This window comes from Bradyrhizobium sp. WSM1253 (assembly GCF_000244935.1).
In the GTDB taxonomy this organism is placed as follows: domain Bacteria; phylum Pseudomonadota; class Alphaproteobacteria; order Rhizobiales; family Xanthobacteraceae; genus Bradyrhizobium; species Bradyrhizobium canariense.
The window spans coordinates 7,295,209-7,315,680 of record NZ_JH600073.1 but is presented as its reverse complement, the minus strand read 5'-3'; the positions used below and the strand labels follow the sequence as shown (position 1 = coordinate 7,315,680).

The 20,472-nt window shown below is 64.3% G+C and carries 21 protein-coding genes; 9 read left to right on the top strand and 12 right to left on the bottom strand.

Annotation, left to right across the window (positions count from 1 at the left end; genetic code table 11):
* Positions 1–158: 158 nt before the first annotated feature.
* Positions 159–1,814 carry a fumarate hydratase gene (locus tag BRA1253DRAFT_RS35250; protein WP_007602171.1) on the bottom strand — a complete coding sequence of 552 codons (1,656 nt, stop codon included), beginning with the start codon at positions 1,812–1,814 and terminating at the stop codon, positions 159–161.
* A gap of 245 nt (positions 1,815–2,059) precedes the next feature.
* Here BRA1253DRAFT_RS35250 and BRA1253DRAFT_RS35245 point away from each other — a divergent pair, with 245 nt between their 5' ends.
* From BRA1253DRAFT_RS35245 to BRA1253DRAFT_RS35235, 3 genes are all read left to right on the top strand, one after another.
* Complete coding sequence (locus BRA1253DRAFT_RS35245) at positions 2,060–2,533, top strand: hypothetical protein (RefSeq protein WP_007602170.1); 474 nt, start codon at positions 2,060–2,062, stop codon at positions 2,531–2,533.
* A 249-nt stretch (positions 2,534–2,782) separates the two neighbouring features.
* The gene (locus BRA1253DRAFT_RS44775) at positions 2,783–2,956 is read left to right on the top strand and encodes a hypothetical protein (protein WP_007602169.1); all 174 of its coding nucleotides are present in this window, start codon (positions 2,783–2,785) and stop codon (positions 2,954–2,956) included.
* A gap of 115 nt (positions 2,957–3,071) precedes the next feature.
* Positions 3,072–3,746, top strand: coding sequence for an isoprenylcysteine carboxylmethyltransferase family protein (locus BRA1253DRAFT_RS35235; RefSeq protein WP_007602168.1), 675 nt, complete (start codon positions 3,072–3,074; stop codon positions 3,744–3,746).
* Positions 3,747–3,770: 24 nt separating this feature from the next.
* Here BRA1253DRAFT_RS35235 and BRA1253DRAFT_RS35230 read toward each other — a convergent pair whose 3' ends face one another.
* Both BRA1253DRAFT_RS35230 and BRA1253DRAFT_RS35225 read right to left on the bottom strand, forming a co-directional pair.
* Entirely contained in the window at positions 3,771–4,478 is a 708-nt protein-coding gene (locus BRA1253DRAFT_RS35230) for a glutathione S-transferase (protein WP_007602166.1), read from the bottom strand.
* A 186-nt stretch (positions 4,479–4,664) separates the two neighbouring features.
* Positions 4,665–5,345, bottom strand: a complete 681-nt coding sequence (locus BRA1253DRAFT_RS35225) for a hypothetical protein (protein WP_007602164.1) — start codon at positions 5,343–5,345, stop codon at positions 4,665–4,667.
* 327 nt (positions 5,346–5,672) lie between these two features.
* Between BRA1253DRAFT_RS35225 and BRA1253DRAFT_RS35220 the strand changes: the two genes are divergently transcribed.
* The 4 genes from BRA1253DRAFT_RS35220 (at position 5,673) to BRA1253DRAFT_RS35205 (ending at position 9,200) form a co-directional block, all read left to right on the top strand.
* The gene (locus tag BRA1253DRAFT_RS35220; protein ID WP_007602163.1) at positions 5,673–6,686 is read left to right on the top strand and encodes an NrtA/SsuA/CpmA family ABC transporter substrate-binding protein; all 1,014 of its coding nucleotides are present in this window, start codon (positions 5,673–5,675) and stop codon (positions 6,684–6,686) included.
* Positions 6,687–6,700: 14 nt separating this feature from the next.
* Positions 6,701–7,525 (top strand): ABC transporter permease, encoded by an 825-nt coding sequence (locus BRA1253DRAFT_RS35215; RefSeq protein ID WP_007602162.1) that lies wholly within the window; start codon positions 6,701–6,703, stop codon positions 7,523–7,525.
* A gap of 20 nt (positions 7,526–7,545) precedes the next feature.
* Positions 7,546–8,385, top strand: a complete 840-nt coding sequence (locus tag BRA1253DRAFT_RS35210) for an ABC transporter ATP-binding protein (RefSeq protein WP_007602161.1) — start codon at positions 7,546–7,548, stop codon at positions 8,383–8,385.
* An 89-nt stretch (positions 8,386–8,474) separates the two neighbouring features.
* On the top strand, positions 8,475–9,200 hold the full coding sequence (locus BRA1253DRAFT_RS35205) for a Crp/Fnr family transcriptional regulator (RefSeq protein WP_007602160.1): 726 nt from the start codon (positions 8,475–8,477) through the stop codon (positions 9,198–9,200).
* A gap of 10 nt (positions 9,201–9,210) precedes the next feature.
* Here the strand turns inward: BRA1253DRAFT_RS35205 and atzF are convergent, their stop codons facing one another.
* The 9 genes from atzF to flgB form a co-directional block, all read right to left on the bottom strand.
* Complete coding sequence (atzF, locus tag BRA1253DRAFT_RS35200; RefSeq protein ID WP_007602159.1) at positions 9,211–10,596, bottom strand: allophanate hydrolase; 1,386 nt, start codon at positions 10,594–10,596, stop codon at positions 9,211–9,213.
* Between the two features lie 166 nt (positions 10,597–10,762).
* Positions 10,763–11,767, bottom strand: a complete 1,005-nt coding sequence (locus BRA1253DRAFT_RS35195; RefSeq protein WP_007602158.1) for a Tim44-like domain-containing protein — start codon at positions 11,765–11,767, stop codon at positions 10,763–10,765.
* 205 nt (positions 11,768–11,972) lie between these two features.
* Positions 11,973–14,555: a cell cycle histidine kinase CckA gene (cckA, locus tag BRA1253DRAFT_RS35190; protein WP_007602157.1), complete on the bottom strand. Its 2,583-nt coding sequence runs from the start codon at positions 14,553–14,555 to the stop codon at positions 11,973–11,975.
* Between the two features lie 154 nt (positions 14,556–14,709).
* The gene (gene flhB, locus BRA1253DRAFT_RS35185; protein WP_007602156.1) at positions 14,710–15,789 is read right to left on the bottom strand and encodes a flagellar biosynthesis protein FlhB; all 1,080 of its coding nucleotides are present in this window, start codon (positions 15,787–15,789) and stop codon (positions 14,710–14,712) included.
* A gap of 11 nt (positions 15,790–15,800) precedes the next feature.
* Positions 15,801–16,571 (bottom strand): flagellar biosynthetic protein FliR, encoded by a 771-nt coding sequence (fliR, locus tag BRA1253DRAFT_RS35180; protein ID WP_007602155.1) that lies wholly within the window; start codon positions 16,569–16,571, stop codon positions 15,801–15,803.
* A 17-nt stretch (positions 16,572–16,588) separates the two neighbouring features.
* Positions 16,589–16,852 carry a flagellar biosynthesis protein FliQ gene (gene fliQ, locus BRA1253DRAFT_RS35175; RefSeq protein ID WP_007602153.1) on the bottom strand — a complete coding sequence of 88 codons (264 nt, stop codon included), beginning with the start codon at positions 16,850–16,852 and terminating at the stop codon, positions 16,589–16,591.
* 174 nt (positions 16,853–17,026) lie between these two features.
* Entirely contained in the window at positions 17,027–17,335 is a 309-nt protein-coding gene (gene fliE, locus BRA1253DRAFT_RS35170) for a flagellar hook-basal body complex protein FliE (RefSeq protein WP_007602151.1), read from the bottom strand.
* A gap of 16 nt (positions 17,336–17,351) precedes the next feature.
* Positions 17,352–17,777: a flagellar basal body rod protein FlgC gene (gene flgC / locus BRA1253DRAFT_RS35165; RefSeq protein ID WP_007602149.1), complete on the bottom strand. Its 426-nt coding sequence runs from the start codon at positions 17,775–17,777 to the stop codon at positions 17,352–17,354.
* A gap of 18 nt (positions 17,778–17,795) precedes the next feature.
* The gene (flgB, locus tag BRA1253DRAFT_RS35160) at positions 17,796–18,200 is read right to left on the bottom strand and encodes a flagellar basal body rod protein FlgB (protein WP_007602147.1); all 405 of its coding nucleotides are present in this window, start codon (positions 18,198–18,200) and stop codon (positions 17,796–17,798) included.
* Between the two features lie 352 nt (positions 18,201–18,552).
* Between flgB and BRA1253DRAFT_RS35155 the strand changes: the two genes are divergently transcribed.
* Together BRA1253DRAFT_RS35155 and fliP are read left to right on the top strand one after the other, a co-directional pair.
* Complete coding sequence (locus BRA1253DRAFT_RS35155) at positions 18,553–19,524, top strand: flagellar biosynthetic protein FliO (protein ID WP_007602146.1); 972 nt, start codon at positions 18,553–18,555, stop codon at positions 19,522–19,524.
* Positions 19,521–20,282, top strand: coding sequence for a flagellar type III secretion system pore protein FliP (gene fliP, locus BRA1253DRAFT_RS35150; protein ID WP_035994574.1), 762 nt, complete (start codon positions 19,521–19,523; stop codon positions 20,280–20,282). The genes BRA1253DRAFT_RS35155 and fliP overlap by 4 nt, the downstream gene beginning before the upstream one ends.
* The last annotated feature ends 190 nt before the right edge of the window (positions 20,283–20,472 follow it).

The window sequence follows — 20,472 nt, the reverse complement described above, 5'->3', positions numbered from 1 at the left end:
GCGGCCCATCCTTCGAGACGCCCGCCTCCGGCGGGCCCTCAGGATGAGGTCATGTTTCGCGGCGAGATATCAGACCCTCATGGTGAGGAGCCCGCCAAAGCGGGCGTCTCGAACCATGCAGGCCGAGCTCTTCCGGCACTCCGGAGCGAGGCGAAGAGCTAGCCCAGATTCAGCTCCTTGAAGAAGTCGTTGCCCTTATCGTCGATGATGATGAACGCCGGGAAGTCGACGACCTCGATGCGCCAGATCGCTTCCATGCCGAGCTCGGGATATTCGAGCACCTCGACTTTCTTGATGCAGTGCTCGGCAAGATTCGCCGCGGCACCGCCGATAGAGCCGAGATAGAAGCCGCCATATTTCTTGCAGGCCTCGCGCACGGCCGGCGCCCGGTTGCCCTTGGCGACCATCACCATCGAGCCGCCGGCGGCCTGAAACTGATCGACGAAGGAATCCATGCGGCCAGCGGTGGTGGGGCCGAACGCACCGGAGGCGTAGCCCTCGGGCGTCTTGGCGGGGCCGGCGTAATAGACGGGATGGTTCTTGAAATAGTCCGGCAGCGGCTCGCCCTTGTCGAGCCGCTCGCGCAGCTTGGCATGCGCGGAATCGCGCGCGACGATCATGGTGCCGGTCATCGAGACCCGCGTCTTGGTCGGGTACTTCGAGAAGGTGGCCAGGATATCCTTCATCGGCTGGTTGAGATCGATCTTGACGACCTCGCCGCCCAGCGACTGCTCGACCTCAGGCAAATACTGCGCCGGGTTGTGCTCGAGCTCTTCGAGATAGACGCCGTCCTTGGTGATCTTGCCGAGCACCTGGCGATCGGCCGAGCATGACACGCCCAGCCCGATCGGCAGCGAGGCACCGTGACGCGGCATGCGGATCACGCGCACGTCGTGGCAGAAATATTTTCCGCCGAACTGCGCGCCGACGCCGAGCGACTGCGTCATCTTCAGGATTTCCTGCTCCATCTCGAGATCGCGAAACGCGTTGCCGTCGGGCGAGCCGTGGGTCGGCAGCGCGTCGAGATAGCGAGCCGACGCCAGCTTCACCGTCTTCATGCAGAGCTCGGCCGAGGTGCCGCCGATCACGATGGCGAGGTGATAAGGCGGGCACGCCGCAGTGCCCAGCGTCAACACTTTCTCCTTGAGGAAGGCGAGCAGCCGGTCCTTGCTCAGCACCGAGGGCGTGGCCTGGAACAGAAAGCTCTTATTGGCGGAGCCGCCGCCCTTCGCCATGAACATGAACTTGTAGGCGTCATCGCCTTCGGCATAGATCTCGCACTGCGCCGGCATGTTGTTGGCGGTGTTCTTCTCCTCGTACATCGACAAGGGCGCGACCTGCGAGTAGCGCAGATTGCGGCGCAGGTAAGCATCGCGCGCGCCCTCCGACAGTGCCGCCTCGTCGTCACCGTCCGTGATGACGTTGCAGCCCTTCTTGCCCATGATGATCGCGGTGCCGGTGTCCTGGCACATCGGCAGCACGCCGCCGGCGGCGATGTTGGCGTTCTTGAGAAAGTCCAGCGCGACGAACTTGTCGTTCGGGCTCGCCTCGCCATCCTCGAGGATCGCGCGGAGCTGCTTCAGATGACCCGGCCGCAAATAGTGGTTGATGTCGCCAAAGGCGGCTTCCGACAGTGCCCGCAGCGCCTCGCGCGACACCACCAGCATGTCTTTCCCCAGCACCTTCTCGACCCGCACGCCCTCGGCTGTGATCTTCTTGTAGGGCGTCTCGTCCTTGCCCAGCGGAAACAGCGGCGTGTGCCTGTAAGGCGGAACGGGCTTTGCGGGGTCGGGGAAGGCGGTGGGAGCGTTCATGGGCTGGAATCTCGGGGTTTTGGAGCCCTCGCGTGGGCCCCTTTCATAGAAGCGTTCTAAGCTTTTTTGCCGCAAAGGGAAGGCGCTCTGGTGCGGTCGGGGCATCCCGATTCGGCGCATGGCGAGCTATTTTCGGCGGCTGTCGGCGGACACCAGGCCCTCATGACGCCAGTGAAGACCCTGATGCACCCCTTGCGCTACGCGCGGGACGACGGTTGAATGCGCCCGCTAAGGGGCTTTTCATCATGACATTGAACTTGCACGTCCGCGGCGCGATCCTGGTCGCCGCCGCCATCACCGGCCTTGTGACCCTCGCCGCACCCGCGCGCGCGGACCGCTGCGATGACAGCGCCAAGGAGCTGGCGAACCAGGTCGATCGCCTCAAGGTGAATTTCCGCGCCGCGAATGTCGTCTACCTGACGCATCCCGCGGCCAAGGAATTGTCCGTGGCTTGCCGTGGCGACAAATATTCGATCGAGCTCTATGCCAAGGGCGATCGCAAGCCGAAACCGGAGTTCTTTGCGCTGGTGGGGTCGATGGCGGCGATCGTCTTCACCGTGACCAAGGACGATACGACGACGGGCGCGACACGCTGCCTGAAGCGGATGGGGCTCTTGCGCGGCGACAAGATCAGCATGCGTTATCGGCGTCTCAACATGGAATGCACCCGCACCAAGACGGATGCGTCCATCGCGATCACGCGCGGCAAAGACGAATAGGCGGCTCCCGCGCGGTGTGCGTCTGACAGCACACCGCCCACTACAGACTCCGTCATTGCGAGCGCAGCGAAGCAATCCAGAATCCCTCCGCGGAGACAGACTGGATTGCTTCGCTGCGCTCGCAATGACGAGGAGAGGTCCGAGAGCACATCCCACCGCACCAGATCCCTCGCATTTTAACGATTGGCTTGAAGGAAATTTCGCTCCTCGCGGCGCAGTGTCAATGTTTCCATGTGCGAGGATTTCTGGATGAGCGTTTCCACCGTTTCGCCGCCGCCGATCGCGATCGTGGTGCCGAGCTACGACTCGACCAAGCAGCAGGACGATCAGATCAAGACCAAGGACAACGACCCGACCTATAAGCCGCCGCCGCCTGCACCGCTGCCGCCGGGTCAGGGTACGCGGATCGATCAGCTCGCCTGATCAACCGCGTCGAAGATGAAATGCCCGATCCGGTCGATCGGGCTTTTCGCGTGTCCGGCCGCATCTTCGCCGGATAGCAGGACCAATATCGTGCGCGGCTACCTGAGACCTGCGCATGATCGCAAGACTGCTGTTACAGAGCACGATCACCACCGCCGCCATGGGCGCGCTGCTGTTCGTGTCCGCCGGAACCCTGCATTGGCCGTCGGCCTGGGTGTTCCTCGCGACCTCCGCCCTGCTCGGCCCGCTCGGCGGCTGGTGGCTTTACCGGGTCGACCCCGCACTGCTCGCCGAACGTCTGCGGCCGGTCCTGCAAAAGGACCAGCCCGCTGCCGACAAGGTGTTCATGACCGTCTTCGTCGTCGCGATGCTGGTCTGGCTGGCGGCGATGGGGCTCGACCGGCGTACGCTGTCCTCCGACATGCCGATGGCGCTGCAGATGCTCGGCCTCGCCCTGTTCCTGCTTTCGACGCTGTTCATCCTCTGGGTCTTCCGCGAGAACTCGTTCGCGGCGCCCGTGGTGAAGCTGCAAGCCGAGCGCGCGCAGCGCGTGATCTCGACGGGGCCTTATGCCCATGTGCGTCATCCCATGTACAGCGGCATGATCCTGTTCTTCGCCGGCGTGCCGCTGCTTCTGGGTTCATGGTGGGGACTTCTGATGGCGCCGCTGTTCATCGCATTATTTGCGGTCCGCATTCGCATCGAGGAGCGCACGCTACGCGAGGGCCTGCCGGGGTATGCCGACTATGTGACGCGCGTGCGCTATCGGCTGCTGCCTGGCGTGTGGTGAGCGCGCGCGTCACTCCGCTGTGCTTTAACCATCCAATTCGCGGTAGCGGCGGAAGATGCCCTGCTCGTTGAAGGGAATGCGGCGCTCGCTATCGAGATAAGCCTTGATGTTCGGCCGCGCGGCGACGCGGTCGTGCAGGCCGACGAGGGCCGGTATCTCTGTCTCGAACGCCTCCATCCGCTTCGGAAACGCATAGCGCAGCCCCGCGACGAGCTGGAACAGCGAGAGATCGACATAGGTCAGCTTGCGGCCGGTGACATAGGCGGCGCCATTGTCCTCGAGGAGCTGCTCGAAATAGCCGAGATATTTCGGCACGCGCTCGCCCCAGAAGTCGGCGGTGCGCTTCTTTGCCGGCGGTTTCTGATCTTCGTAGTAGAGCGAGGGCCCGAGCGGGTGATGGGTGTCGTGAATCTCGACCACGAAATCGGTGATCGTCAGCTGGAGCTGATGCACCCAGAGTTGCCCCGCCTCCGACTTCGGGGCGAGCGCGTGGCGGGCGCCGATATAGAGCAGGATGTTCGCGGTCTGGCCGATGACGAGCTTGCCGGCTTTGAGGAACGGCGGCGCAAAGGGCGGCGTGCCCTTGTGCGCCTCCATCATCTTCATCATCGCAGCTGTGCCGCGTGGGCCACGCGCCGCGTCGACGTATGCCGCGCCCGCCTCCTCCAGCGCCAGCCGCACATATTCACCGCGGCCCTGGATCTCGGGCCAATAATAGAGCTCGTATTTCATGGAAGGGGTCCGTGAGCGTGGAAGCGACAGGACCAATTTATCACGCGCGACAAGGTTCCGTAAGGATGAGGCTGAACGGCGGCACCACACGCTCCGTCATTGCGAGCGCAGCGAAGCAATCCAGACTGTCACCCTGGAGCGACTCTGGATTGCTTCGTCGCTGCGCTCCTCGCAATGACGGCAGCCTCAATTCGATGCGAAGCAATACAGCAGCCCGTCGCCGCCGGTGCTCTTCAGATCGGCCTGCGAGCAGCCGCCGTCGGGACCGCGCGAGGGATGCGAGCTGTTCCACGATTTCGACGGCTCGTCATCGCGCAGGCCTTGACGGTCGGCGTGGCCGACGACCGCCGCGCCTTGCGTGCTCGACGTCCAGTTCTTGCAGGTCTTGTCGTCACCCGCGGGAAATGCGCTGCCGTCGGCTTGCGATCCCGTGAGGATGTCGTGCCGGTTCGGCGTGTCGCCGCGGCCGTTGATGACCTCGCCCTTCTCGCTGAGCGCGGTCTGCCTGGTGAGGTTGTTGGCCGCCCCGTGCAGGTCGGCAACGTCCTTGGCGATTGCAGCGCCCTTGGCGTTCTGCCACGGTCCCTTGCCGATGCGGTCGCGCGCGTTGACGGCCGGCTTGCCGTCGGCGGCCTGCGTGGAGAGATAGGCGCGCCAGGTCTTACTGCCGGCGCCGCCGGCCTGGCCCAGCTTCTGGCACTGCGCATCGGCCCCCTCCAGGCCGCCGAGATCGGCGCCTCTGCCAGGACCATTGGACGTCACGAAGAACGTCATGTCGGCCGACTGCGCTCGCGCCGATGGCGCCGCAAGCAAGGCCGCAGCGAGCGCGAGGCCTGTAATCGTCGCGGATCTCTCGATACGGATCATCCTGTCCTCCCTTTGTGTTTTTGTTGGCCGCCAGATTTCAACCCGACGCCGGCCCGCTTATTCCAATGCCGCGATGCGAGACGCCCTGGTTTTTCATGTCGTCTGCGATCAGTTGGTCAGCGGGATCGCCGACGATTCCCAGCCGCTTCCCGACTGCCATGTCGATTAATTGCTTCCCGGGACAAGGGTGCCGGGCGAGCATACCAAATGGGCCGATCCTCAAGTGATCGTCCAGGGGAGGACGCGGGGACTGTGGCGGGACCGTTCAGGGCGGTATCCGCGATCACATCGGGGCTGCGCAGGGCGCGGCGCAAGGGGGAGATCGTCATGCACCGGACCACCATCCGCCCAATCACGACAATTGCCGGCCGTGCCACCCTTTGCTGCCTTGCCATCGGTCTTGCCATCGGTCCGAACTGCGCCTTGGCCGCGGAACTGCTCAAAGCCCGACTTGCGCAAAACCTCGGACCGATCTCCGGCATTGCGATCGTCGCCAAATCGAAGGGAATCTTCGAAAAGAACGGACTGGACATCACAGTCTCGAACTTCACGTCCGGCAAGCAGTGCCTGGACACGGTGATCGGGGGCGGCGCCGACATCGCGACGACGGCCGAGGCGCCGGTCACCGCTTCGGCGATGGCAAACCAGCCCATCGCGTTCGTCGCCGGCATGGAATATTCCGATCTCAAGACGCTGGTCGCGGCCAAGGCCGGCATCAAGACCAAGGAAGATCTTCGCGGCAAGCGAATCGCCTTCACTGCCGGCACCGGCAGCGAGGTTTACACGGCGACCTTGCTGAAGTCGGTGGGATTGACGCCCAAGGATGTCACCCTCGTCAATCTGCGGCCGCAGGAGATGCTGCCGGCACTTGCAGCCGGAAGCATCGACGCGTTCGACACCTGGGAGCCCCACGTCGCCAACGCGAAGAAGGCCCTGGGCGAAGCCGTCACTGAGGTCGATACAAAGGGCACCTACTCCGAGACGTTCAATATCGTCGTCATGAAGTCCTATCTGGACGCCAACCCCGTGCTGGTCGAGAAGTTCATCGCCGCACTGATCGATGCCGAGGTCTGGATGAAGGAACACCCGGATGAAGCGATCACGACAGTGGCGGACGCGGTTGGAATGAAGCGGGACGAACTCGCGCCCATCTGGGCCGACTATGTTTACCGGGTGCGTCTCGATGACCGGCTGATCGAGATTCTGAAGACCCATTCCGCATGGCGCCTCGAGAGCGGCAACCATCCTCCGGGAGCGGCGATGCCCGACTTCAGCAAGATCATCGTCACCGAGTCACTGAAAAAGGTCGACCCCGCACGCGTCACCCTGTCGTGGAAATAGGCACCCGCGCGGCCATGCAGGAAGCCACTTCAGCGGGACGCGATATTGCCATCCGCGCTGGCGGTCGCGCTCGGCGGCCGAATTCAGTTCGGCTTCGCCGCCTCAATATTCTGGTCGGGGCGCTTTCGCTTCCCTTGTTCATTGGGCTCTGGGAACTGATCTCCCGTTCGGGGACCGTCAACATGGTGCTGTTTCCACCGCCGACGGTGGTTGCTGCGGCCGTGCTTGAGTGGATACGAAGCGGACAGTTCTTTAGCGATCTGTTGGCCAGCCTCTTTCGCGTCACCACGGGATTCATCATAGGCGGCGCGCTCGGCATCCTGCTCGGTGTTCTCACCGGCCAATTCCCCGTTATCTCGAGCTTGCTGTCCCCGCTATTCCATATCTTGCGGCCTATTCCGCCGATTGCGTTCGTGCCGATCGTCATCCTCTGGTTCGGCCTGTCGGAGGCGGGAAAATTGTTCCTCGTCGTATGGGGCGTATTCTTCACGGTATGGCTTTCGACTCACATCGGCGTGCAGAAGGTCGACCGTGGTCTAATTCGGGCGGCGTTGATGCTCGGCACGCCCCGACGGCAGATGCTGCAGGAGATCGTGCTGCTGGGCGCGCTTCCCTACATTGTGGTCGGGTTGCGCACCGCCGTCAGCATCTCCTTCTATACGCTTGTCGCGGCTGAACTGGCCGGCGCTTTCGCCGGCATCGTCTACAGGATCGAGATTGCGCAGCAGAATTTGCAAACGGGCCAGGTCATGGGCGGGCTCGCAGCGCTCGGGTTGATGTCGTTCATCGCCGACCGGCTGTTTGCGGCTCTTGCCGAACGTATCGTCTGGTGGCGCTGATGTCGGGATCTCGATCGGGCATGAAACTGGCGCTGGCAAGTTCGCCTGCCTCCGTCGAATCGGCCCGAAAACAACCGGCCATTCAAGTCTCGAACCTGAGCATCGTCTTCGACACCAAGCGCGGGCAAATGATTGCGGTCGATCGCGTTTCGTTTGACGTGGCGCCTGGCGAGTTCGTTTGCATCGCCGGGCCCTCCGGCTGCGGCAAGTCGACGGTGCTCAATACGATCGCCGGGCTGGAAGTGCCGTTCGAAGGCGAGATCCTGGTCGAGGGCGCGCCCGTCTACAGTCCGCGTCCCGATGTCGGCATGGTGTTCCAGCAGCCGCATCTCTTTCCCTGGAAGTCCGTCCGCAGCAACATCGCCCACGGCCCCCGGATGCTCGGGAAGTCCAAGACGGAAGCGTATGCCATCGCCGACGATCTGATCGCGATGGTTGGCCTCAAGCGTTTCGCCGACGCTTATCCGAACACGCTGTCCGGCGGCATGCAACAGCGCGTGGCGATCGCGCGAGCGCTGGCCAATCAGCCCCGTGTGCTGCTGATGGACGAGCCCTTCGGGGCGCTCGACGCGCAGACCCGCGCGGTGATGCAGGACAATCTGCTGGCGCTGCGCGACCGGATCAAGGCGACAATCGTATTCGTGACGCATGATATCGATGAAGCCATCGTGCTGGCCGACCGCGTTCTCATCATGAGCGCGGGACCCGGCCGCATCCTGCGCGAAGTCGCGGTCAAGCTGCCGCGCCCACGGTCGAGTTCTGTCATGGTCGAGCCAGCTTATCTGTCGCTCAAGAAGGATTGTCTCGACGTCATCCGCGCAGAAGGGTTGCGGGCGTTCAATCAGTCGGACGCGGACTGATGACGCGGAGCCCGCGGGTCTGAGGCGGACGCAGCGGGCTGGCATGGTTCTTGAATATTCGATGCCGGGTCTCACATGCGGAGCCGGCCATGCACAGGGCGAACAGCGCGATAGCGGCAGGTGTGATGCTCGCGGAGTCGGACGATCTCGTCAGACCGCTGCCCGGCTTGCTGGATGGTCTCAACCGGGCTGATTGCAATCGCTTGCGTGCGATCGGACGCGAAAAGATCCTGGAAGCCGGCCAACTGGTTTGGTCTCAGGGCGACGCACAGGCCGGGATCTACCTGATCAGCGAGGGACGCATACGCAGCTACTATGCTGCACCGTCGGGGCGCGAAGTCACGCTCGCCTATTGGTTTCCCGGCAACTTCGTCGGCGGGCCCGACATATTCGGGACGGGCCCGCACATGTGGACATCGGTTGCAGCCGAGCGCAGCCGGTTGACGTTCATGCCCGGACCGGCGCTGCGGCGGCTTGCGCTGGAATCGCCGACGATTGCCGTCGCCTTGCTGGATGCCCTCGCATTCAAGGCGCGATGCTATTCGGCGATGGCCCAGATGCTTGGGACGCGCTCGGTGACCGAGCGGCTGCACAGCCTGCTGATCTTCCTGTCGCACGTCTACGGCGTGAAGCGCGACAACGAGGTCTTCGTCGGCATGCCGTTCACCCACGGGGATCTCGCCAACCTCATCGGATCCACCCGCCAATGGGTGACCGTGCAACTCGCGCGGCTCCAGGACGAAGGCGTGATCAGATACGAAAGATCCGTGATTTCGATCCTGGATATTTCTACGCTCGGGCAGGCGATGGGATAATGTCCGCCCTTTAGCCGCCAGACTTCAATTCGAACGCCGATCCGTCTGCGCCTGCCTCGAACCGCCGCGCCAGTCCGATCAGCGCGCGATCGTGCCAGGCCGGCGCTAGCAGGGTCACGCCCATGGGCATGCCGTTTGACAATTTCGCATTCGGAACGGCGACGCCGCAGAGATCGAGTAGATTGGCAAAGTACGAGTAGTAGCCCAGACGATTGTTGAGGGTGATCGGATCACGATGCATCTCCTCCAGTGTGAACGGCCGCGGTGCAGTCGGAACCACCAGGGCATCGATGCCGGCAAAGATTGCTTCGGCGTCGCGGCGAAGCCGGTGCAGCCGGTGAATGGCGCCAAACGTGTCGATCGCCGAATAGCCGGCGGCTGAGCCCAGCACGGTCCTCGTGACATCAAGCAAGGAGCCGGATTCGACATCGATGAGAGAAGCGATGGCGGAGCGCCGCTCAGCGACCCAGGGACCGCTGAACATCAACTCCCCCGCTTGGCGGAATGGGGCGAAGTCCACCTCGATCGCCGTTCCTCCGATATGAGCAAGACGTTCGCAGGCGCTCTCGTAGAGTTCGCCGCATTCCGACATGCCGAAGCATTCGAGATCTGCTGGCGCAACGCGGCCGAACCGGAATGATGCCGCCGCCCCGTTGGCGGAGAAAAAGGTTCTGGGCAGGCGGCTGTAGGGATCTTCGAAATCAAACCCTTCGATGATGTCGAGGATTGCTTCGCCGTCGCTGACGGTATTGCAGAATACCGACACGCAATCGATCGTCGGACAATTCGGCACCAGGCCACGTGATGACACCAGCCCAACGGTCGGCTTGATTCCGACGATGTTGTTGAACCCGGCAGGTATGCGCCCCGAGCCGCCGGTATCGGTGCCGAGCGCAAAGGCGACGTGCCCCGCCGCCACGGCGACCGCGGAGCCGGAACTGGAACCGCCCGCAACATAGCGGGCATCGGCAACCGACGCGCAGGGGCCATGGGGCGAGCGCACGCCGGACAGGCCTGTGGCGAACTGATCGAGATTGGTCTTTCCGAGGCAAATTGCGCCGGCTGCGGTGAGGCGTTCGACGCTATGCGCGGAATGCCAGGGCGTGTAGCTGAACGCCGGACATGCGGCAGTGGTCGGCATTCCCGCAACGTCGATATTGTCCTTCACACCAAAGGGAATGCCGAGCAGCGGAAGATTTTCGCCCGTCCGCGCGCGCGCCACCAGCTTATGGCATTCTTCGAGTGCCTCCTGCCGTGGGCGAAGATAGATCCAGCAATTGCGGTCGCGCTCGGCCTCGATCCGGTCATACGCCGTTCCGATCGCCTCCAGCAGCAGGGACGAACTCCTGGCAATGCCTTCGTAGTTTGTCCTGAGGCGCGCGACACACTGGCTCACGGAATATCTCCTCATCCAACCGGCAGGCGCGAAATTGCGGCAGCTCTGCGCGGCCAACAAGCAATTAAGTGCTTCGCCCAAATGGCCGCCTGACCGAAACGCGCAGCTCAAACAAAAAGGGCGCCGTGCCGAAGCACGACGCCCTCGTTTGTCGCTATACGCGCGATCAGTTGGTCTGCTGGATTGCCGACAATTCCCAGGCGCCGCCCGGACGTCGGGCAAAGGTCCAGACTTCGGTGGCCTCGCCCGGCTGCTCGCTGCCGGCGACGATTGCGCCGGTATTGCGGTCGAGCGTCTTGTCGGTGAGCGCGAAGCGCAGCGCCACCGTCGCGTAATCGGTCTCGCCTTCGCGCCAGGATTCCGCGAGGTCGCCCTGCAACAGCTTCACGCCGCTGACCTTGTTGACGACATTGCGCGCGCGGTTCTGGCCGAGGTCCTGCTCGAAATAGGAGACCATTTCCGGCGTCGCCAGCGTGTGCAGCTTGGCCACGTCCTCATTCGACCACGCGGTCTGGACATCGCCGAGCAGGCGCTCGAACGCTTCATAGTCGTCCGGCTTGATCTCGAGCGGGGCGTTGTTGGCGCCGAATCCGAAGCCGCCGCCAAGACCGCCGCCAAGACCACCACGGTTATTCGCCTGCGGTCCCGGACCGGCACCGGCGTCAGCGTTGGCATAGGCCGCCTGCGGGGTGTGCCGGCGCTGCCACCAGGACATCGCCAGCCGAACCACGAGCACCACGAGCACGATCTGGATGATCAGGCCGATGATCGACGACAGGCCGCCGAGGCCGCCGAACAGGCCACCGCCGAACAGCATGCCGAGCAGGCCGGCGCCGAGGAACCCGGCCGCAAGGCCGCCCAGGAAACCGCCACCGCGGCCGAACAGGCCGCCACGCGCGGGTGCGGCGGCAGCCGAATTCATGCCTGCGCCCGGCTGGGTGTAGGTCCGATTGAACTGCGAGGTCGAGCCCGGCGCGGTCGTGGTTGATGGCGGGGCCGAATAGGTGCGCGAACCGCGCGAACCAGACGACATGCCGCCACCGACGCGCGCGTCGGCGGACGAGATCGCCAGCGCAGTCGGCAGCGCAAGCGCCAGCACGACGGCAATCGTCTTGAAGAGGCTGCGGGAGCGTTGCGAGAAATTCATGTTGGTTTCCCAGATCCCCGGCATGGGGACGTGCCCCTAAGATGGGCAGCCTTCCGTAAAAAGGAAGCCACTATCGGAACTTATGGCTGCGGCCCTCAGTCGCGGGGATGTGGCAAAAGCCCATCTTTGGCGGCAGCTTGGCCGGGCGTGCGAAGGAGCCGCGGTCGCGGGTTACCGGTCACTTGTGCGACGGGAGTTCCGGTTTCCCGTCGTCATGGCGTCGAGGCCCTCACCCCGCCTTCGCCATCGTCTCCTTCACGGCCGCCACGAGCTGGCTGAGCGTGAACGGCTTGGGCAGGAAGTCGAACTGCTGGCCTTCGGGCAGGCTCTTCTCGAATGCGTCTTCCGCGTAGCCGGAGACGAAGATGAACTTGATGTCGGGATTCTTCTCGCGCATCGCCTTGAGCAGTGTCGGGCCGTCCATCTCCGGCATCACGACGTCGGACACGACGAGATCGATTCCGCCGCTCTGCTCTTCCAGTACCTCCAGCGCCTCGACACCGTTCTCGGCCTCGACCACTGTGTAGCCGCGCGAGCGCAGACCGCGCGCGTTGAGCGCGCGCAGGCCCTCTTCGTCCTCGACCAGGAGGATGGTGCCCTGTCCGGTGAGATCGGTGCGGGGCTTGGCGTCCGTCACGGACCCGGCTTCCTTCGCGGCACCATTGCTGGCGCCAACGACCGGCGCCGGCTGCTCGACCTGCACCTCCGGCTCGGCATGATGGCGCGGCAGGAAGATCTGGAACGAGGTGCCCTGCCCCGGCTCGGAGTCCACATAAATGAAGCCACCGGTCTGCTTGACGATGCCATAGACGGTGGAGAGCCCGAGGCCGGTGCCCTTGCCGACTTCCTTGGTCGAGAAGAACGGCTCGAAGATCTTGTCGCGGATATCGGCGGGGATGCCGGTACCGGTGTCGGCGACCTCGATCCGCACGTAGTCCGCTGCCGGCATGCCCTTGTAGGCCAGCCTGGCCGCTTCCTCGGTGGTGACGTTGGCGGTGCGGATGATCAGCTTGCCGCCGTCGGGCATGGCATCGCGCGCGTTGACCGCGAGGTTGACGATGACCTGCTCGAACTGGGAGACGTCGACCTTGACCGGCCAGAGATCGCGGCCGTGGATGGTCTCGTGCTTGACCTTCTCGCCGATCAGGCGACGCAGCAGCATGGCGAGATCAGAGAGCGCATCGCCGAGGTCGAGCACCTGCGGCCGCAGTGTCTGCCGCCGCGAGAACGCCAGCAACTGCCGCACCAGCGTGGCGGCCCGCGTCGCGTTCTGCTTGATCTGCATGATATCCTGGAACGACGGGTCGGTCGGCTTGTGCGCGTTCAGCAGGAAGTCGTTCGCCATCATGATGGCGGAGAGCACGTTGTTGAAGTCGTGGGCGATGCCACCGGCGAGCTGGCCGACGGTCTCCATCTTCTGCGACTGATTGATCTGGTTCTCCAGCGCGCGCCGCTCGGTGGTCTCGAGCATGTGCACGATGGCGACTTCGGCGTCGTTCTCGGCCGCGTCCACGGGCGTGACGAAGAACTGGCCCCAGCGCTCTCTGGTTCCTTCGAGCGCCACTTCGACCGGCGCGACGTCGGCCTGGCCCTCCGCGGCCTGGTTGATGGCCGCGATCAAAAGATGCCGGTCGCGCGAATTGACCGCGCGGAAGATCGACTTGCTGGCGCTGTCGAGCCCTAGCGCCTGCCCGAGCTTGGCGTAGCGCGCATTGGCGCGCACGACGTTGCCGCCGCGGTCGACGGTGGCGATCGCCATCGGGGTATGGTCGAAGAAGCGCATGAAGCGCACTTCGGCGGCACGGTCCGGGTCACTGCGCTCGTCGCGGGCACGGCTGATCACCAGCGTGCGCGACGGGCCCGGCGCGCCGTCGGCGCCGAAGGCGAGCTTGTGATACAGCCGCACCGGCATGGTCTTGCCGGGACGCATGCGCAGGTCGATGTCGAAGACCTCGGTCTTCACCTCGCCCGGCACCGCCACGATCGCGGTCAGCAGTGAAGCGCCGTCGCCGGAGACGATGTCGGTGAGCTTCAGCCCGCCCGAGCCGATCTCGGCGAGGTCGTAGTCGAGCCAGTTTGCCAGCGTCGCGTTGACATAAGCGAGCTCGCCGGCCGGATTGACCGAGAAAAAACCGCAGGGCGCGTGATCGAGATATTCGATCGCGTGCTGGAGTTCCTGGAACACGTCCTCCTGGCGCTCGCGGTCGCGGGTGATGTCGGCGATCGACCACACCGCGTATCTCGTCTCGCGCTTGCCGGTGCCGAGGGGCCGCACCCGCATGCGCAGCCAGCGGCCCTGGCTGCCGTCGTGGCCGGAGATGCGCACCTCTTCCTGCTGCCGCTTGCCTTCGCGCGCGGCTTTCAACAGGCGGAACACCGCCTCGGAGACGTCGGGATTGCCGATGAAGACGCGTTCCACGGGGCGCACGTCCTGTGGCCCGGCGGCGCCGGTCAGCGTCAGATAGGCCGCATTGGAATAGACCACATGGCCGCGCGGGTCGGTCACGGCGAGGCCGTCAAAGGCGTGGTCGGCGATGCGCCCCATCACGGGATCGTCGAGATTGCGATCGACGAAGCGGATGATGCCGGCGGCGAAGGCGAACAGGTTGAACAGGCCGACCATCGCCAGCACGGCGAGGATGCCGAGGATATAGGGCTGGGCCTGCGCGCGCCCAAGCGTCATCAACCCGACGGCAACGGCGACGAGGCCGGCGGCCACCAGCAGCACCAGCGCAATGCTGCCCGAGCGCGGCGACGGCTCGTGCGCCGCAACGGGCTCGCGTGTGAGGTCGTGGTCGGTCTCAGCAGTCATCTCAAGCTGGCACAGCCTGTCGGCAGAGAATCAACGCGCTACAGGGCGCGCAGGGTCCTCCCTGCCTGAATCGGACCCGCAGGCGCAAGGGCGGCAGGGGCGAAAGGTACGCTGATTCCCAGATTACGGCCATTTCCAGTACTTTTCAGGGGTATTATTGCCGGCTGGCACCGAATCCGCTCTTCAGACGCATGACGTAGCCGATCACTTCGGCGACCGCATGGTAGTGCTCGGTCGGGATTTCCTCGTCGATCTCGACGGTGGCGTAGAGCGCGCGGGCCAGCGGCACGTTCTCGACGATCGGGATGTCGTGCTCGCGCGCGATCTCCCGGATCTTGAAAGCGAGGTTGTCGACGCCCTTGGCGACGCAGATCGGCGCCGACATGCCGCGCTCGTAGGACAGCGCGATCGAGTAGTGGGTCGGGTTGGTGATGATCACGGAAGCCTTGGGAACCGCCGCCATCATGCGCTTCTTCGAGCGCTGCTGGCGCAGCTGCCTGAGCTTGCCCTTGATGTGCGGGTCGCCTTCGGACTGCTTGAACTCTTCCTTGATCTCCTGGAGCGACATCTTCTGCCGCTGGAACCAGCTGCGATACTGGAAGAAATAGTCGCCGATGGCGATGATCGCGAGCGCCGCGACCACCGCGCCGAGCAGGTGAATGGTCAGGCTGGTGGAGGCGCCGAGCAGGGCGGCCGGATCGAGCCTGACCATCGCTTCCATGCGATGCCGCTCCGGCCACAGGATCATGGTCATGACCGCGCCGAGCACGATCAGCTTGCCGAGACCCTTGAGGAAGTTCGCCGCCGCTTGCTTGCCGAAGATGCGCTTGAGGCCCTCGGCCGGCGACAGCTTGCTGAACTTGGGCTTGAGAGATTCGGCCGACCAGACCAGGCGGTGCTGCAGCACGTTGCCGGCAATTGCAGCCAGCACCAGCATCAGCAGCGGCACGCCCACCGCCGCGAGCACAGCGACTTCGATCTGCTGCATCAGGGCGAGCAGCGCCCTGCCGTCGGTCTTGATCATCCAGGAATTGGCGAGCAGGTTGCGCATCGGCGCCAATAGCCCGCTACCGACCGATCCTGAGAAGCTCGAGACCACCAGCGTGGCGCCCGCAATCATGAACCAGGTGTTGATCTCCTGGCTCTTGGCGACGTCACCGCGTTCGAGCGCCTCTTCGAGACGTTTTTGCGTCGGGTCTTCTGTTTGACTCTCTGGATCGTTGTCTTCCGCCATCGATCACCCGGTCACTTGAGTGGCATCATCTGGTGCATGACACCGATGAAATAGTCGAGATAGGTACCCATCATCGCCGTGAGCACCACGGCGAGCACCAGGAAGCCGGCGAAGATCGAGAGCGGCACGCCGACGAAATAAACTTGCATCTGCGGCATCAGCCGCGCCAGCACGCCGAGCCCGATGTTGAAGACGAGGCCGAACACCAGGAACGGGCCGGAAAGTTGCAAGCCCAGGCGGAACGCGGCGGCAAAGGCGCGCGTCGCCAGCGCGGCGACATCGCCGCTCGACACGGTCTCGCCCGGCGCGAAGATCGTGTAGCTGTCGTTCAGTGCCGCGATCACCAGATGATGACTGTCGGTGGCGAACAGCAGCGTGACCCCCAATATCGTCAGGAAGTTGCCGACCAGCACGCCCTGCTGTCCCTGCGTCGGATCGACCGAGGTGACGAAGCCGAGCCCCATCTGCTGCGCGATCACGGCACCGGCAACCTGCAGCGCCGACAACGTCACCCGCGCGGTCGCCCCCAGCACGATGCCGATCACGATCTCATGCAGCATCAGGACCAGCAGCGGCGCGATCGAACCCATGTCGACCTGATAGGCGTTGCGATGCAGCGGCAGGATGATCAGCGTGAGCAGCAGCGCGATCGACAATTTGATCCGTGTCGGGATATTGGTCTCGCCCAGGCCCGGCAACAGCATCACCATCGCGCCGACCCGGGCAAAGGCGAGCATGAAGGAGGCGGCAAGCGCCGGCAGCAGCGAGACGTCGATGCGCATGATGGGCGCATAGTGCCTCAGCCGCCGATGATTCGCGACGATATCCGCAGCATGTGGGAATGCAGTGCGTCGGCCATGAACGGCAAGGCCAACAGCATTGTGGCAAAGATGGCCAGGATCTTCGGCACGTAGATCAGTGTCTGCTCCTGGATCTGCGTCAGCGCCTGGAACAGCGACACGACGACGCCGACCACGAGGCCGACCAACATCAGGGGCGACGACACGATCACGATGGTCCAGATCGCATCACGCGCGACGTCGAGGGTTTCCGGTCCGGTCATTGCACAATTCCTTTGTCTTATTCCTCGCCTCCCACCGCTCTTGCGAGCGATGCGAAGGCCTATCCCCCCGTCATTGCGAGCGTAGCGAAGCAATCCAGACTGCCGCTTCGGAAAGACTCTGGATTGCTTCGCTGCGCTCGCAATGACGGTTGGGGCGGGCGCGAGCGCCAAAAATCAGATCGGCATCTTCATGATGTCTTCATAGGCCGCGATCACACGGTCGCGGACCGAGACCAGCGTCGACACGGCGACGTCGGTGTCTGCGACCGCCGTCACCACGTCCATCACATTGGCCTTGCCGGCAGCCATCGCCACCGTCTGCGCATCGGATTTTCGACCAGACTCCAGGACGCTGCCGACAGTGTCTTTCAGAAGAGAGGCGAAGGACTGCCCGCTCGGCTCGTTGCCCTTGCCGGCACCGCTGTTCTCCAGCACGCGAGCGAGGTTTGCATAGGCGTTGGCGGCAATTGTCGGTGTTGCCATGGTTCAAATGTCCTGTTCAGCTCTTGAGGATGTCGAGGGTGCGCTGGATCATCCGGCGTGTCGCGCTGATGATGTTGAGATTGGCCTCGTACGACCGCTGCGCGTCGCGCATGTCGGTCATCTCGACCACCGAGTTTACGTTCGGATATTTGACGTTACCGGTCGCATCCGCCGCCGGATTGTTCGGCTCGTATTTGGTGCGGAAATTGGACTGGTCGGGCTTGATCCTGCCGAGGGTGACGACCTGCGCGTCGAGTGTACGGTCGAGCGCCGAGGAGAAGGTCGGCACCTTGCGCCGGTAAGGATCGCCGCCGGCGGTCTGCGACGTCGAATCCGCATTTGCGATGTTCTCCGAGATCACCCGCATGCGCCCGGCCTGCGCCCGCAGACCGGAGGTCGCGATCGCCATCGAGCGGGCAAAGTCGCTGCTGTCATTCGCCATGATGCGCTTCCTCTAGCTCTAGCCTTTGCCGATCGCGGTCTTGAGCAGATGCAGGCTCTTCGAATAGAGCGAGGTCACCGCCGCATAATCCATCTGGTTGCTGGCGGCCTTCATCATCTCCTCTTCGAGATTGACGGCGTTGCCCGCGGGGCGGGTCTCAAAACCCGCATTCTTGTTCTGGTCGAATCCGGAGGCCGCGCCTGACGGCGCCATGTGGGAACCGCTGGTGCGGGTGAGCGCCAAGGGGCCCATCGAACCCGTGACGGCACCGCTCTTGTCCAGCTTCGGCTCGACCAGGTCGCGCGGCCGGAATTTGGGGGTGTCGGAATTGGAGACGTTCTCGGAAAGGACGCGCTGGCGCTCCTGGTGCCATTGCATCTTGGTGCGAAGCGCCGATAGCACCGGAAGATCGTTGATGGACATCGTTGCGGCTCCTTCCGCCTCGCAGGACCCATGGGTCCGAAGCTAGGCAGAATTTGCCGCCTGTATGGTTAACAGCTGGTTAAGGAGGTCGCAGGCAGTTGTCCCCCGCCGGGACACGAATGCGCACGCCCCGTGATTCTACCCCTCCAAAAGCGGCATTAACCCAACCGCTTGGCGGCGCATGCACAGGCCAAGAAGTCGTTTTGGATCGAGCGATTCATGGGTTATTAAGAGTTGGGGACGGCAAAACTTGCCGTGGGACGTTAAGAAATCGCAGTTTGGGGCAACGTAAGCCAGTGGTTGGCGCATCTGACCACGGGCCCGAGACAAGCGCCATTTGTCGGGGACAAGTATGCAAGGCAGTCCTATCACCTTCATCGTCGCGTTCATCGTCGTTCTGGCGTTGATCGGCGTCGCTGCATGGCTGGTTCGCCGATTCGCCACCAGCCGGCTCGGCGCCAACACCCAGCGCGGCCGGATGCCCCGGCTCGCCGTGATCGATGCCGCCGCAGTCGACGGCCGCCGCCGTCTGGTGCTGGTCCGGCGTGACAATGTCGAGCATCTTCTGATGATCGGCGGCCCCACGGACATCGTCGTCGAACCCAACATCGTGCGCGCAGCGCCCGGCCGCGACCAGCTCCCGCAGCGCTCCAATGCTGCCGAGCCGCCGCGTCTCGCGCCGATGCCTGATAGCAGCAGCTGGGCCGACGAAGTACCGCGGCCCGAGCTGCTCGATCATCCCGAGCCGCAAATGCCCGAGCCGCCACCGCGGCCCGCGCGCCCCTCCTTTGCCGACGAAGTGCGCCGGCCCGCTCCTGCGCTGGCCGAACGCCGCAACGAGCCGCCACTGGCCGGCTTCACCTCCGAGCCGATCGCGCCGCGCCCCGAGCGCGAGCTTCGTCCCGAACCTGTTCCGCCGCGCGTTGCGCGCAACGAACCCCCTCTGATGCCGCGTCCGCCGCGCCAGAGCGAGCCGGTGAAGGCGCCGCCAGTGCGCGCCGAGCGCGTCGCCGCACCACCTCCGCCCGTGCCGCAGGCTCCGCCCGTTCCGCCGCCGGCGCCCGCTCCTGCGGCGCCATCGAGCGCCGAGCAAAATCTCGCGGAGATGGCGCAGCGACTCGAAGCAGCACTCCGCCGCCCCGCCGGCGAGACGCTTGCCCCTCCGGTCGCCCCGGAGCCCCCGGCCGCTCCTCCGCGTGTGGCCCGCAGCGAGCCGCCGGCTCCCCCGGCCCCTCCCGCAAAGCCGGCTCCGGAAAAGACCAGCTTTGAAAATCTCGAAGACGAGATGGCCTCGTTGCTCGGCCGTCCGAAGCCGTCTTCGTGAGGCTGCCGGCCCTCCCGCGTAGAGTTTTTCTTCTTTCTGTCCTGATCGGCGCGGCTTCGCTCGCGATGCCGGCGCATGCGCAGGATATCAGCATCAATCTCGGCGGAGGAGGCGCTGGCGGTGGCGGCGTCACCGAGCGCGCGATCCAGCTGATCGCGCTGCTGACGGTGCTTTCGATCGCACCGTCGATCCTGATCATGATGACGTCGTTCACGCGTATCGTAGTCGTGCTGTCGCTGCTGCGCACAGCGATGGGCACCGCGACCGCCCCGCCGAACTCGGTGATCATCGCGCTGGCGATGTTCCTCACCTTCTTCGTGATGGGACCCGTCCTGCAAAAATCCTACGACGAAGGCATCCGTCCGCTGGTCGCCAATCAGCTCGGCGTCGAAGACGCGCTTCAGCGCGCCTCCGTCCCCCTGCGCGGCTTCATGCAGAAGAACGTGCGCGAGAAGGACCTCAAGCTCTTCCTGGATCTCTCCGGCGAGCCGCCGCCGGCAACACCCGACGAGCTCGGCTTACGCATCCTCGTCCCCGCCTTCATGATCTCGGAGCTGAAACGTGCCTTCGAGATCGGCTTTCTGCTGTTCCTTCCCTTCCTGATCATCGACCTCGTCGTCGCGTCCGTGCTGATGTCGATGGGCATGATGATGCTGCCGCCCGCAACCATCTCGCTGCCGTTCAAGCTGATCTTCTTCGTGCTCGTCGACGGCTGGTCGCTGGTGGCAGGGAGTCTGGTACAGAGTTACGGAGGTTAGCGGGCGCGTGCCCAGGGGCGAACTGCGGAGCCCGCCTTGCATCCCTCCCGCACTCGACTTGGCCCCGCTATCTCCCCGTCATTGCGAGGAGCTCTTGCGACGAAGCAATCCAGGCTGCCGCCGCGGACAGACGCTGGATTGCTTCGCTGCGCTCGCGATGACGGAGAATGGGGCGACCAGCAGCGCTTCG

Excerpts from the sequence above, each read along its gene's own strand:
- fliE (WP_007602151.1), bottom strand. The coding sequence starts at position 17,335 with ATGGCAACACCGACAATTGCCGCCAACGCCTATGCAAACCTCGCTCGC.
- BRA1253DRAFT_RS35220 (WP_007602163.1), top strand. The coding sequence starts at position 5,673 with ATGCACCGGACCACCATCCGCCCAATCACGACAATTGCCGGCCGTGCC.
- BRA1253DRAFT_RS35215 (WP_007602162.1), top strand. The coding sequence starts at position 6,701 with ATGCAGGAAGCCACTTCAGCGGGACGCGATATTGCCATCCGCGCTGGC.
- flgC (WP_007602149.1), bottom strand. The coding sequence starts at position 17,777 with ATGGCGAATGACAGCAGCGACTTTGCCCGCTCGATGGCGATCGCGACC.
- BRA1253DRAFT_RS35210 (WP_007602161.1), top strand. The coding sequence starts at position 7,546 with ATGAAACTGGCGCTGGCAAGTTCGCCTGCCTCCGTCGAATCGGCCCGA.
- BRA1253DRAFT_RS35155 (WP_007602146.1), top strand. The coding sequence starts at position 18,553 with ATGCAAGGCAGTCCTATCACCTTCATCGTCGCGTTCATCGTCGTTCTG.
- BRA1253DRAFT_RS35230 (WP_007602166.1), bottom strand. The coding sequence starts at position 4,478 with ATGAAATACGAGCTCTATTATTGGCCCGAGATCCAGGGCCGCGGTGAA.
- fliQ (WP_007602153.1), bottom strand. The coding sequence starts at position 16,852 with ATGACCGGACCGGAAACCCTCGACGTCGCGCGTGATGCGATCTGGACC.
- BRA1253DRAFT_RS44775 (WP_007602169.1), top strand. The coding sequence starts at position 2,783 with ATGAGCGTTTCCACCGTTTCGCCGCCGCCGATCGCGATCGTGGTGCCG.
- BRA1253DRAFT_RS35245 (WP_007602170.1), top strand. The coding sequence starts at position 2,060 with ATGACATTGAACTTGCACGTCCGCGGCGCGATCCTGGTCGCCGCCGCC.
- flhB (WP_007602156.1), bottom strand. The coding sequence starts at position 15,789 with ATGGCGGAAGACAACGATCCAGAGAGTCAAACAGAAGACCCGACGCAA.
- cckA (WP_007602157.1), bottom strand. The coding sequence starts at position 14,555 with ATGACTGCTGAGACCGACCACGACCTCACACGCGAGCCCGTTGCGGCG.
- fliR (WP_007602155.1), bottom strand. The coding sequence starts at position 16,571 with ATGCGCATCGACGTCTCGCTGCTGCCGGCGCTTGCCGCCTCCTTCATG.
- BRA1253DRAFT_RS35250 (WP_007602171.1), bottom strand. The coding sequence starts at position 1,814 with ATGAACGCTCCCACCGCCTTCCCCGACCCCGCAAAGCCCGTTCCGCCT.
- BRA1253DRAFT_RS35225 (WP_007602164.1), bottom strand. The coding sequence starts at position 5,345 with ATGATCCGTATCGAGAGATCCGCGACGATTACAGGCCTCGCGCTCGCT.
- BRA1253DRAFT_RS35205 (WP_007602160.1), top strand. The coding sequence starts at position 8,475 with ATGCACAGGGCGAACAGCGCGATAGCGGCAGGTGTGATGCTCGCGGAG.
- BRA1253DRAFT_RS35235 (WP_007602168.1), top strand. The coding sequence starts at position 3,072 with ATGATCGCAAGACTGCTGTTACAGAGCACGATCACCACCGCCGCCATG.
- BRA1253DRAFT_RS35195 (WP_007602158.1), bottom strand. The coding sequence starts at position 11,767 with ATGCCGGGGATCTGGGAAACCAACATGAATTTCTCGCAACGCTCCCGC.
- flgB (WP_007602147.1), bottom strand. The coding sequence starts at position 18,200 with ATGTCCATCAACGATCTTCCGGTGCTATCGGCGCTTCGCACCAAGATG.